The organism is uncultured Deefgea sp., assembly GCF_947072475.1.
Classification (GTDB): domain Bacteria; phylum Pseudomonadota; class Gammaproteobacteria; order Burkholderiales; family Chitinibacteraceae; genus Deefgea.
Genome location: NZ_CAMTIA010000022.1, coordinates 21,844 through 34,467, shown reverse-complemented (window position 1 = coordinate 34,467; position 12,624 = coordinate 21,844). Strand labels below are relative to the sequence as shown.

Sequence of the window (12,624 nt, the reverse complement as noted above, 5' to 3'; positions counted from 1 at the left end):
AAGGAATACATCATGAACTTTAAACAAAGTGGCGTAGTTGCACTCACTACGACCATAGTTATTTTATTTATTGCGACCTTAGGTGTTTTATACGCCAATAAAGCCTCTTTTTTATTCCAAAAAAAATCAAACAATAATTATCAATACGATATGGCATTGCAAGCTGCCGAATATGGCATTACCGAAATCATGCCTATTCTTGCCAATGACATGGCTTTACTCAAAGCCAATCCAGATGACAGTAGTACAGTTTTTTTAGAAAAAAATACCGCCCCAGCCGCCACAGCTGAATGCAAGGCCGGCGCTAATGCAGCTGCCCCTTATAAACTCAAAAAAACAAATCTGGCTAATAATTTAACCCTAATTAAATCGCTTGATAATACCAACCCCGGTTTGGCATATAACATATTACTACAAATCAATAGTGGCAAAATCACGGCAGTGAGTACCGGTTGTGCAGGCAATACAATCGCCAATGGCGATAGCGCAATTTGCTCAGAAACAGGCAATTCCAATGCGATTGTTCGCCGCGTGATTGATTTAGGTGCTTCACTCACCCCAGCCAGCAGCGGCATTTCGTCTCGCGGTTATATCGACATTAATGTCAATGTATCCGTCGATAAAAAATCAGACAAGCCCACCAAAGCCAGCTGCGGTATTTTGTATGGCTCCGGCGGCAAAGACGCAGCTGATTCACCTGACAATTGCGACGCAACAATCAACACCAGCACTGGTAAAGCAGATAAATGGCGCCCAGAAAATGACGCTACATATTGTCTAAGCAGCGCAATCGATAAAACAGGCCTCCAGTTCACAGGCGCTAACTCAAGTACCAAAGTAGACAGTGCCTTAGCCAGCCAATCGGGTGATGAATTCTTTGCTAGTTACTTTGGCGGACTGAGCAAGGCGGAAGTTAAAGCCGCAGCCAGTAATAATGGCGTGGTGGTTTCTCCTGCTGCCTGTCCAACGACAGCGCAAGTTGCAGCAGTACGGGCAGCCAAAACCAAAATATTATGGATCGATGGCGACCTAAATCTCACGACCCCCTGCTCCAGCCTATTTGAAGGACCAAATCAGCCGCAAATCGCAGTGATTATCAATGGTGACGTCAAAAACACCGTCGGACAAATGCAAGTCAGCGATGCTTTTTTATACGCCAACAATATCTACCAAAATGGCTCATTTAAGATCACCGATGGCTCACTCGCACTTGAAGGCAACTGGGATGTCGACACGGAAGGTAAAACAATTATTGATTACCACGGCACTTCTCACGGCGCCAATACAAAAAAAGACGCGCTGAGCACCGTCATGAATAACCGCGACAACAAAACAGCAAAAGGTGCGCTACACGTCAGTTACGCACCGATTAACATTCAAATCACACTGCCATCAACCGACAAAAAACCAGATAACTGGATCGATTTTTAAGAGAACACAATGCATAAAAATACTGGCTTTAGCTTAATTGAAGTCTTAATTTGCTCGATTATCATTGGCATCGTCGGCATTACATTGGCCAAAATTCAAGGCGTATTTACGCTCAACAATGGCTTAGCAGCCCAAAAAATTGAAGCCAGTAATATTGCACAATCTCGATTGGATCAACTGCGCCAATTTATCGATACCCATAATAAATTAATCAGTACTGAAACCATCGACAATGGCACTGCGATAGATTTGGTTGGAGATGTGAGCACGACAGGCAAAAGTGCTAGTTATATCAATAGAATTTGCATTAAAAAAACTGCCGCTGAAACCAGCTGCCGCACTAGTGCCAGTGAGCTCACCATTGCCGAGCAAGATCAGCTACTCATACAGTCCACTACCTCATGGACCGATGCAAGTAATACACCGCAAAATGTAGTTCTATTTACCAAAGTGCAAAAATCAACTGCACCGTGGCCAAATCCTATTTGTCAGTGGACAGCCACCAACACCGCTGGTTATCAAAAAGGCATGTTTGCACTACACACAGAGTCCAGCAATAAAAAAAATGTTTGGCTGTGTAATAAATCAATCGGTTGCGGCGTAGCGTCACCGAGTAGTGCCGACTCGGGTTGGGTAGATGTTGGACAATTTAGCAGCACCGGCACCATTGATAGCACTAGCGCTTGCACACCACCCAATGCCGATGGTAGCCCTAAAGTAGCTTCGGCAACGGCGTCGCCAACAGTAACCCCGTCAGCAACACCGCTACCGAGCGCAACTCCTAGTGCACAAAAAGAATGGAAAGCTGGGGAGACATATCAAGCCGGTCAAGAGGTAATTTTTGAAGGTCAACGCTATGTATGCATTCAAGGCCACCCTTCACTACCAGGCTGGACTCCTGCACTAGTGCCTGCGCTTTGGAAAAAGCTATAGTCTTTTCAAAAAGACATATTTAATCAATCTCAATTGATCTATACGTCTTTTCAATTCATTTTTGGAAATAACGCTATGCAACGACGACATTATGGTTTTACCTTGATCGAACTAATGATTACAGTGGTGATCATCGGTATTCTGGCGGCAATTGCTTTTCCTAGTTATCAGGAAAGTATTCGCAAAAGCCGCCGTAGCGACGCTGTCGTTACCATCAGCAAATTGCAACAAGCCGAAGAAAAATGGCGCGCTAATAACGTCAGCTATACCGCAACACTCAGTGATCTTGGTCTTACCGCCAATTGTGAAACCTCTGGAATTAAAACTGACAATGGTTATTATTGCGTGAAGGTTTCCAATGCCAGAGGCACCACCTATACGCTCACCGCCACAGCAATCAGTGGAACGAGCCAAGTGAATGACAAAATAAATGGGGTAAGTTGCACCATGGAGATGGCCGTAAGCAATGGCAATGCACAACCGTCACCACCAGCTTGCTGGAGCAAGTAAAAAGAGCGTGACATCAAGGTGACAATTGATCTTAATTTTCATCATCCCAATACGCATTCTCGTTTAAACTACGCCCCTGCCCCAGCATGGGGCGTTTTTACTTTTAGCGAAGGACTGACATGCGCTTTTACTTCCCTCTCGTCATTATCGACGAAGATTTTCGCACCGAGAACACCAGTGGTTCCGGTATTCGTGAACTGGCTGCGGCGATTGAGGCCGAGGGTGTGGATGTGGTGGGCTATACCAGTTATGGCGACCTCACCTCTTTTGCGCAGCAGCAAAGCCGTGCCGCTGGCTTTATTTTGTCGATTGACGATGAAGAATTTGGCTCGGGTTCGGTAGAAGAAACTCGTGAAGCCTTAACCAGCTTGCGCGGCTTTGTCGCCGAGATTCGCCGCCGCAATCCAGATATCCCGATTTATATTTACGGTGAAACGCGCACTGCGCGGCATATCCCGAATGATGTCTTGCGTGAATTGCATGGCTTTATTCATATGCACGAAGACACGCCCGAATTTGTGGCGCGGCATATTATTCGTGAATCCAAATCTTATCTCGATACGCTCGCGCCGCCTTTTTTCCGCGCGCTAACGCACTACGCACAAGACGGCTCTTATTCTTGGCACTGCCCGGGGCATTCGGGTGGCGTGGCGTTTTTAAAATCCCCCGTTGGCCAAATGTTCCACCAATTTTTTGGTGAAAACATGTTGCGCGCCGACGTTTGCAATGCCGTAGAAGAGCTCGGCCAATTGCTCGATCATACCGGGCCGATTGCCGCGTCTGAGCGCAATGCCGCGCGCATTTTTAATGCCGACCATTTGTTCTTTGTCACCAATGGCACGTCAACGTCGAACAAAATCGTTTGGCACTCGACTGTTGCGCCGGGTGATGTGGTGGTCGTGGATCGCAACTGCCACAAATCGATTTTGCATTCGATCATGATGATGGGCGCAGTACCGGTGTTTTTGATGCCAACGCGCAATCATTACGGCATTATTGGTCCGATTCCAAAATCTGAATTCACGCCAGAAAATATCCGCAAAAAAATGATGGACAACCCGTTTGCGCGGGAAAAACTGCTAGAAAACCCCAACTTTAAACCGCGTATTTTGACGATCACACAATCGACTTACGACGGCATTATGTATAACGTCGAAGACATCAAAGGCATGCTCGACGGCGAAATCGATACGCTGCATTTTGATGAAGCGTGGTTGCCGCACGCGGCTTTTCACGAGTTTTATGGTGACTATCACGCGATTGGCGAAGATCGTCCGCGTTGTAAAGAATCAATGGTGTTTTCAACGCAATCCACGCACAAGTTACTCGCTGGCCTAAGCCAAGCGTCGCAAATCTTGGTGCAAGATCCAGAAAACCGTCAGCTCGATCGCGATTTATTCAATGAAGCGTATTTGATGCATACGTCGACCAGCCCGCAATATTCAATTATTGCCTCGTGCGACGTGGCGGCGGCGATGATGGAAGCGCCGGGTGGCACCGCGCTGGTCGAAGAATCCTTAATGGAAGCATTGGATTTTCGCCGTGCCATGCGCAAAGTCGATGAAGAATACGGTGAAGACTGGTGGTTCTCGGTGTGGGGTCCTGACGATTTAACTGACGAAGGTCTAGATCATCGAGATGCTTGGATGCTTAAAGCGGGCGATAATTGGCACGGCTTTGGCGACATTGCCGACGGCTTTAATATGCTCGACCCAATCAAAGCCACCATCTTAACGCCGGGCTTGGACTTGAATGGTGACTTTGATGCGCAAGGGATTCCAGCGAGTATTGTGACCAAGTATCTGGCTGAACACGGCGTGGTGGTTGAGAAGTGCGGGCTATACTCCTTCTTTATTATGTTTACCATCGGCATTACCAAAGGCCGCTGGAATACGCTACTGGCGGCCTTGCAGCAGTTTAAAGATGACTTTGATAAAAACGCCCCGCTGTGGCGCATCTTGCCCGAGTTCATTGCTAAATATCCGCAATACGAGCGCATTGGCCTACGTGATCTTTGCCAGCAAATCCACGGTATTTATAAAGAGCACGGCGTTGCTCGCTTAACGACCGAGATGTATTTGTCCGATATGGTGCCGGCGATGAAACCCGCCAAAGCCTTTGCCAAAATGGCGCATCGTGAACTTGATCGCGTAGCGATTGACGACTTGGAAGGCCGCATTACTGCGGTGATGCTCACGCCGTATCCGCCAGGCATTCCGCTATTGATTCCGGGTGAAGTATTCAACAAAACCATCGTTGATTACTTAAAATTTGCCCGTGATTTCAACCAGAAATTCCCCGGCTTTGAGACTTATATTCACGGTCTAGTCGCGGTGACCACCAGCGGCGTAACGCGCTACTATATGGATTGTGTGCGAACTTAATCGGGGTTTACGCTCAACAACCGCCAGCTTGCTGGCGGTTTTTTTATGTCCGCTGCCGACCACCCCATGCAATCGCAGCCTCTTGCTTGGCAAACAGCGCACTCGGGCTATAACAAAGCCAGAAAAACAATCGATCTAAACATAAAACCTTCAGTACCGTTTCGCACACATCCGCAGCAATAGCGCACTTAAGGTAAAACATCGCTAATTTGTCAATATTTCCGATGCGCTTCCTATTGATTAAATTACAAGCGCTGCAATTTAACTTGTATCCCGTTTCACTTTTTTGGAGATTGAAAGATGCGTTTTGACAAACTCACCACCAAATTCCAACAGGCATTGGCTGATGCACAAAGCATCGCCAACCTGAACGACAATGCTTATATCGAACCGCAACATTTACTGTTGGCGCTACTGAATGACACCGATTCAGGCACCGCCGCACTGCTGGCGCGCGCTGGGGTGAATGTGCAACCGCTGCACAGCGCGCTCAATGGCTCGCTTGCGCGCATCGCCAAAATTTCCGGCGGCGATAGCGACCTCACCGTTGGCAAAGACCTGACTCGCTTATTGAATCAAACCGATAAAGCGGCGATGCAACGCGGCGATCAATTTATTTCTAGCGATTTATTTTTGCTCGCGCTATGCGACGACAAAGGCGAAGCCGCTCGACTACTTAAAGACCATGGCGGCAATAAAGCGGCGATTCAAGCGGCCGTGGATGCCGTTCGCGGTGGCAACGGTGTGGATAATCCCGAGGCCGATCAACAGCGTGAAGCACTGAATAAATACTGCCTTGATTTAACCGAACGCGCTCGGCAAGGCAAGCTCGATCCAGTGATTGGTCGCGACGATGAAATCCGCCGCGCCATCCAAGTGTTGCAACGCCGTACCAAAAACAATCCGGTCCTGATTGGTGAACCGGGCGTGGGTAAAACCGCGATTGTTGAAGGCTTGGCGCAGCGCATTATCAATGGCGAAGTACCCGAGTCGCTCAAAGGTAAGCGGGTATTGGCTTTAGACCTAGCATCGCTGTTGGCTGGCGCTAAATACCGGGGTGAATTTGAAGAACGCCTCAAAGCGGTGCTCAATGAATTGGAAAAAGAAGCCGGCCAAGTTATCGTCTTTATTGATGAATTACATACGCTAGTTGGCGCTGGTAAAGCCGAAGGCGCGATGGATGCTGGCAATATGCTCAAGCCGGCCCTAGCACGCGGCGAATTGCATTGCCTTGGCGCGACGACGCTGGATGAATACCGCAAATACATCGAAAAAGACGCGGCACTTGAGCGGCGTTTCCAAAAAGTACTGGTGGGCGAACCGAGTGTTGAAGCCACCATTGCCATTTTGCGCGGCTTGCAAGAAAAGTACGAAATCCATCACGGCGTAGAAATCACCGATCCGGCGATTGTGGCGGCGGCGGAATTATCGCACCGCTACATCACCGACCGCTTCTTACCAGATAAAGCCATCGACTTGATCGACGAAGCGGCGGCCAAAATCAAGATGGAGATCGACTCCAAGCCCGAAGTGATGGACAAACTCGATCGGCGGATTATTCAGCTCAAAATCGAGCGCGAAGCGGTTAAACGCGAAAAAGACGAGGCGAGTAAAAAACGCTTGGCCTTAATCGAAGAAGAAATTAGCAAACTTGGCAAAGATTATTCTGATCTCGATGAAATCTGGAAAGCCGAAAAAGCCAGCGTGCTGGGCACTCAAGCGATTCGCGAAGAAATCGAGCAGGTTAAAACCGCGATGGAAACCGCCCGCCGCGCCGGTGAGTGGGATAAAGCCTCGGAATTGCAATACGGTGAATTACCGCAGCTCGAAGCCAAGCTAAAAGCCGCCGAAACCAGCGAAAGTTCGGGCGAACCTTCGGGTAAAACGCGGCTATTACGCACCCAAGTTGGTGCAGAAGAAATCGCCGAAGTCGTTAGCCGCGCCACCGGTATTCCGGTGAGCAAAATGCTACAAGGCGAGCGCGAAAAACTACTGCATATGGAAGACGTCTTGCACCAACGCGTGGTCGGCCAAGAAGAAGCAGTGCGCTTGGTGTCAGACGCAATCCGCCGTTCACGCGCCGGGCTTGGCGACCCGAATCGCCCTTATGGCTCATTCCTATTTTTGGGACCAACCGGCGTAGGTAAAACCGAGCTGTGCAAAACATTGGCGAACTATTTATTTGATTCCGAAGACCATATGATTCGCATCGATATGAGCGAATTTATGGAGAAACACTCGGTAGCGCGCCTGATTGGTGCGCCACCGGGCTATGTCGGCTACGAGGAAGGCGGCTACCTTACCGAACTGGTTCGGCGTAAACCGTATAGCGTGATTTTGCTCGACGAAGTCGAAAAAGCGCATCCCGATGTGTTTAATATTTTGCTGCAAGTATTGGATGATGGCCGTTTAACCGATGGGCAAGGTCGCACGGTGGACTTTAGAAACACCGTGATCATTATGACGTCCAACTTGGGGAGCGAGCATATTCAACGCTTGGCCGATGCCGACTATCAAATCATTAAAATGGCGGTGATGGCCGAGGTTAAAACGCATTTTCGCCCCGAGTTTATTAACCGAATCGACGAAGTGGTGGTGTTCCATGGCTTGGGCCAAACACAAATCCGCCACATCGCGCGCATTCAGCTCGATAAACTCAGCCAGCGTTTGGCACAGATGGAAATTGGTCTCACGGTGTCCGATGCCGCGCTTGATTTGATCGCCGAAGCGGGCTTTGATCCGGTGTATGGCGCAAGGCCATTAAAACGCGCCATCCAAAGTGAGCTGGAAAACGTTTTGGCCAAACGACTACTGAATGGTGACTTTGCCGCTAAAGACACCATTCATGTCGACGCCAAAGACGGCATGATGCATTTTGCATAAACAGGCAAAAGTATTCTGGCTGCGTTGTCTCGCCTTGTCGGACTAAAGTACTGCCGGCGGCTTTAACGTCTTGCCATAAAGCTTTTGCACCAATACTTCATTAATCGCACGTCGCCTTCCCCGGCAAACAAAAAGCCATTCCGAATCTCGGAATGGCTTTTTTTAGGTATATGCACAGAGCCTATTCTGTAAATGGCCTAGCGAAATATACACCTGAAATCATTAAGCCTTTACATCTACATTTTGCCCCAAATGCGCCGGATTCACGCTGGCTGGCTGCGGAATGGCTTGCAGCAAGCTGAGCGTACTTTGCGCTTGTAGATCCAAACTTTTGCGTAGCATCACCAATGGAACCGGATTGTTGGCGCTGGCACTACTGGCCGCATTCACCATGCTGTCACTCATTACAACACCCCTTTTTTGCCATAACGGTTATTTTATCGGCCTTATTCACGCTTAATGAAGGGTAGCAGCCTGAATCGGTGCAAGAAATGATAAAATGCGCCAATGAACGCACCTGCCTATATCCATCTTCGCCTCCATTCCGAGTTTTCAGTTTCTGACGGCATCGTTCGTCTGGATGACGCCGTTAAACGCGCCAAAGCCGACCAAATGCCGGCACTTGGCATGTCGGACTTAATGAATCTGTTTGGTCTGGTTAAGCATTACAAAGCCTGCCGCAATGCCGGGATTAAACCGATTATCGGCTTGGATGCGTGGATCGAAAATCCAGACAACCGCGATAAACCGTTTCGCACGCTGCTAATTTGTAAAAATCGCGCTGGCTATGGCCGTTTGTGCGAGTTGATCACGATGGCGTTTCGCGACAATCAATATCGCGGCCGGGGCGAGCTGAAAAAAGAATGGTTGACCGAAGGTGATAATAGCGGGCTGATTGCGCTATCGGGCGCCGAGCTAGGTGAAATCGGCCAGCAGTTTTTGGCGAACAATCCAGAGCTCGCCAGCGCGGCAGCCCAGTGGTGGGCGACGCAATTCCCCGATAGCTTTTACCTCGAAATTCAACGCACCGGCACCGCCGCTTGCGAAACCAGCTTGCAGCGTCAACTCGATTTGGCGGGTGAGCTCAATCTGCCGGTGGTGGCAACGCATCCGATCCAATTTATGGATCCGGACGATTTTAAAGCGCACGAAGCGCGCACTTGTATTTCGGCGGGCTTTGTCATGAACGACAAACGTCGCCCGAAAGACTTTACCGAAGAACAATATTTTAAAACCACCGCGCAAATGCAGGAGTTGTTTGCTGACGTGCCCGAGGCACTCGCCAACAGCGTAACGATTGCGCAGCGCTGCAATATTGAGATTGTGCTCGGCGAAAACGTGCTGCCGCCCTTCCCGACGCCCGAAGGCATGACGCTAGATGATTTCTTGGTGTATGAGGCTAAGCGCGGTTTAGAGATGCGCCTCGCGCAGCTATACCCCGACGAAGCAGCACGCGAAGCAGAACGCCCTCGCTATTACGATCGACTTAAAATTGAAACCGACACCATCGTTGGCATGGGCTTCCCCGGTTACTTTTTGATCGTTGCCGACTTTATCGCTTGGGGCAAAGTCAACGGCTGCCCAGTCGGGCCGGGCCGTGGTTCGGGTGCAGGCTCCTTGGTGGCGTACAGCTTGGGTATTACCGACATTGACCCCACTGCGTATGCGCTGCTATTTGAGCGCTTTTTGAATCCCGAACGCGTTTCAATGCCCGACTTTGATATCGACTTCTGCCAAGAAAATCGCTGGCGGGTGATTGAATACGTGCGGGAAAAATACGGCGCGGATGCAGTGAGCCAGATTGCGACTTTTGGTACCATGGCCGCCAAAGCCGTGGTGCGCGACGTTGGCCGTGTGCTTGATTTGCCGTATATGTTTTGTGACGGCATCTCCAAACTGATCCCTGCCGCGCCGGGCAAGCAATATAGCTTGGACGATGCGTTGGAGATGGTGCCTGAATTACGCGAGCGCGTAGAGCGCGAAGAAGAACTTAAAGAGCTCTGGGTACTGGCGAAAAAACTCGAAGGCTTAACGCGCAATATCGGCATGCATGCCGGTGGCGTGTTGATTGCACCGAATAAAATCACTGATTTTTGCCCGGTATACCAAGCCTCTGGCGACGATGCGTCGCCGGTGTCGATGCTCGATAAAGACGACGTTGAAGCCGTTGGCTTGGTGAAGTTCGACTTTTTGGGTTTGCGAAATCTAACGATTATCGAACTCGCACTGCAATACATCAAAAACCAAACCGGCGAATATCTGGACTTAATGAGTCAGGGCTTTAACGATCAAGCCGCGTATCAGGTGTTCCGCGACGCCAATACCACCGGCGTGTTTCAGGTCGAGTCGGATGGTATGAAGCGCTTGCTCGAAAAGCTTGCGCCCGATCGTTTTGAAGACATTATTGCAGTATTGGCGCTATATCGTCCGGGGCCGCTCGGCTCAGGGATGGTCGACACCTTTATTAATCGTAAAAAAGGCCTCGAAGCGCCCGATTACTTCCATCCTGATCTTGAAAAATGCTTGGAGCCGACTTACGGCGTCATCGTGTATCAAGAGCAGGTGATGCAGATTTCGCAGATTATCGGCGGCTACACCCTTGGCGGCGCCGATATGTTGCGCCGGGCGATGGGTAAGAAAAAGCCCGAAGAAATGGCTAAGCATAGGGAAACCATTGCCGCAGGGGCCGCCAAGCAAGGGTACGACCCAAAACTGGCCGAAACCTTGTTTGACTTGATGACCAAGTTCGCCGAGTACGGCTTTAATAAATCACATACCGCAGCGTATGCGGTGGTGTCGTACCACACCGCTTGGCTCAAAGCGCATCATACTGCCGCCTTTATGGCGGCAACGATGTCGTCCGAGTTGGACAATACTGACCAGCTCAAAGTGTTTTACGACGATTGCTTAAACAAAAAAAACAAACTTGAAATCTTGCCGCCCGATATTAATGAAAGTTTTTATCGCTTCGTGCCGGTAGGTAAAAAACAAATTCGTTATGCCTTAGGCGCGATTAAAGGCGTTGGCGAAAGCGCGGTGAATATGATTGTCGCCGAGCGCACAGCCAACGGGCCATTTAAAGATATTTACGATTTATGCAGCCGAACCGACAAAAAAGAAGTCAATAAACGCGTGCTCGATGCCTTGATTCGTGGCGGCGCTTTTGATGCGCTCGAACCGAATCGCGCGCGCATTATGGCCAATGTCGAGCAAGCGATGGCCGTGGCCGAGGCTGAAATCGCCAATGCCAACCAAATTAGCTTGTTTGACATGCTAGAGCCCGCTGCCGCACCGCAAGTCGAACACCTTGATGCGCCGCTGTGGGATGACAAAATCAAACTGGCCGAAGAAAAATCAGCGCTCGGATTTTATCTTTCTGGCCACCCGTTTGATGCACACGCCAGACCGATTAAAGGCTTGATTCGCACTCGACTGGATCGACTCAATAACCAGCGCGAGCCGCAATTTATTGCGGGGATTGTGGCTGGCATGCGAATTAAAAATGGCGATCGCGGCCGGATGTGTTTTTTACAGCTCGATGATGGCCACGCCAAAGTAGAGCTCACGCTGTATTCCGAGTCGTATGAAGCCAATCGCACCAAGCTCAAAGAAGACACTTTATTAGTCATCGAAGCCAAAATCTCAGAAGATCGTTTTTCGGGTGGGCAACGCATTATCGCCGATCGGGTATTTGACTTAGCTGAGGCGCGCAGCCACTTTGCGCGGGCGCTCAAAATTAACTTGGGTCAGCAGGGCGACGCTGAAAAGCTCAAGCAAATTTTGCAACCGCATGCAACCGAGCAAGGTTGTGCGGTCGAGGTTGACTACCAAAATAGCGACGCGCAATGCCAAATGACCTTAGGCCATGCTTGGCGAGTCATTTTGCGCGATGAATTACTCTCAGACCTACGCAGCTGGCTAGGCCCGCAATCGGCCGAACCACGCTTTTAAAGTCTATTGACGCTTAATTTCCTGCGGTATGGCGCGATGCTCGCGGCCAATCAAAGCATAGTCAGCGATGCATCATCATCCGATGTGTACTGGCTACAACCTGAAGTCGCAACGAACAGCCCCCAGCGCGCAGAGCTTGCTCGGTTGATTAAGTCAAAATAAAAGACCCTTGGTATAGTGCGCCAAGCCATAATACATAAGGGGCAATTTCATATACCCCACAAGCAATAGCAGGCGGATCGCATATCAAATGCATCCGCCTTTTTCTTTGCACCTCATTTTTGATCTTTATCAATTTTTTACAGCGCTCATCAGGGCTTTTTGCCAATTTTTACATTCCATTCACCGATGCAAAGGCATAAGATATTGTCATGAAAGCGCGAATTAAATCGCAGATGGATTTGCACTACGGCAATCATGCAGATGTGTTATGTAGTTGAAATTATTCAATAACATATTTTCAAAACTGATCTAAATCAACTTTTGAAATCGCATTATTGTTACGATGCCTTAATACAAACTTGCTGCTGTT

Annotated in this window: 8 protein-coding genes; 6 read left to right on the top strand and 2 right to left on the bottom strand. The window is 49.3% G+C overall.

The window, feature by feature from the left end:
• Positions 1-12: 12 nt before the first annotated feature.
• The 5 genes from Q0V82_RS09135 to clpB all read left to right on the top strand — a co-directional run bounded on the left by Q0V82_RS09135 (position 13) and on the right by clpB (position 8,141).
• Positions 13-1,431: a pilus assembly PilX N-terminal domain-containing protein gene (locus Q0V82_RS09135; protein WP_297574925.1), complete on the top strand. Its 1,419-nt coding sequence runs from the start codon at positions 13-15 to the stop codon at positions 1,429-1,431.
• A 9-nt stretch (positions 1,432-1,440) separates the two neighbouring features.
• Positions 1,441-2,364, top strand: a complete 924-nt coding sequence (locus Q0V82_RS09130) for a carbohydrate-binding protein (RefSeq protein WP_297574922.1) — start codon at positions 1,441-1,443, stop codon at positions 2,362-2,364.
• 75 nt (positions 2,365-2,439) lie between these two features.
• Entirely contained in the window at positions 2,440-2,874 is a 435-nt protein-coding gene (locus Q0V82_RS09125) for a type IV pilin protein (RefSeq protein ID WP_297574920.1), read from the top strand.
• A gap of 119 nt (positions 2,875-2,993) precedes the next feature.
• The gene (locus Q0V82_RS09120; RefSeq protein WP_297574917.1) at positions 2,994-5,258 is read left to right on the top strand and encodes an arginine/lysine/ornithine decarboxylase; all 2,265 of its coding nucleotides are present in this window, start codon (positions 2,994-2,996) and stop codon (positions 5,256-5,258) included.
• A gap of 300 nt (positions 5,259-5,558) precedes the next feature.
• Positions 5,559-8,141 (top strand): ATP-dependent chaperone ClpB, encoded by a 2,583-nt coding sequence (gene clpB, locus Q0V82_RS09115; protein ID WP_297574914.1) that lies wholly within the window; start codon positions 5,559-5,561, stop codon positions 8,139-8,141.
• Between the two features lie 222 nt (positions 8,142-8,363).
• On the opposite strand, the gene Q0V82_RS09110 is transcribed toward clpB, so the two are convergent.
• Entirely contained in the window at positions 8,364-8,546 is a 183-nt protein-coding gene (locus tag Q0V82_RS09110; RefSeq protein ID WP_173531891.1) for a YjfB family protein, read from the bottom strand.
• A 102-nt stretch (positions 8,547-8,648) separates the two neighbouring features.
• Here Q0V82_RS09110 and dnaE point away from each other — a divergent pair, with 102 nt between their 5' ends.
• Entirely contained in the window at positions 8,649-12,092 is a 3,444-nt protein-coding gene (dnaE, locus tag Q0V82_RS09105) for a DNA polymerase III subunit alpha (RefSeq protein ID WP_297574909.1), read from the top strand.
• A gap of 148 nt (positions 12,093-12,240) precedes the next feature.
• On the opposite strand, the gene Q0V82_RS09100 is transcribed toward dnaE, so the two are convergent.
• A complete protein-coding gene (locus tag Q0V82_RS09100; protein ID WP_297574906.1) occupies positions 12,241-12,420 on the bottom strand; it encodes a hypothetical protein in 180 nt (59 codons plus the stop codon).
• Positions 12,421-12,624: the final 204 nt, after the last annotated feature.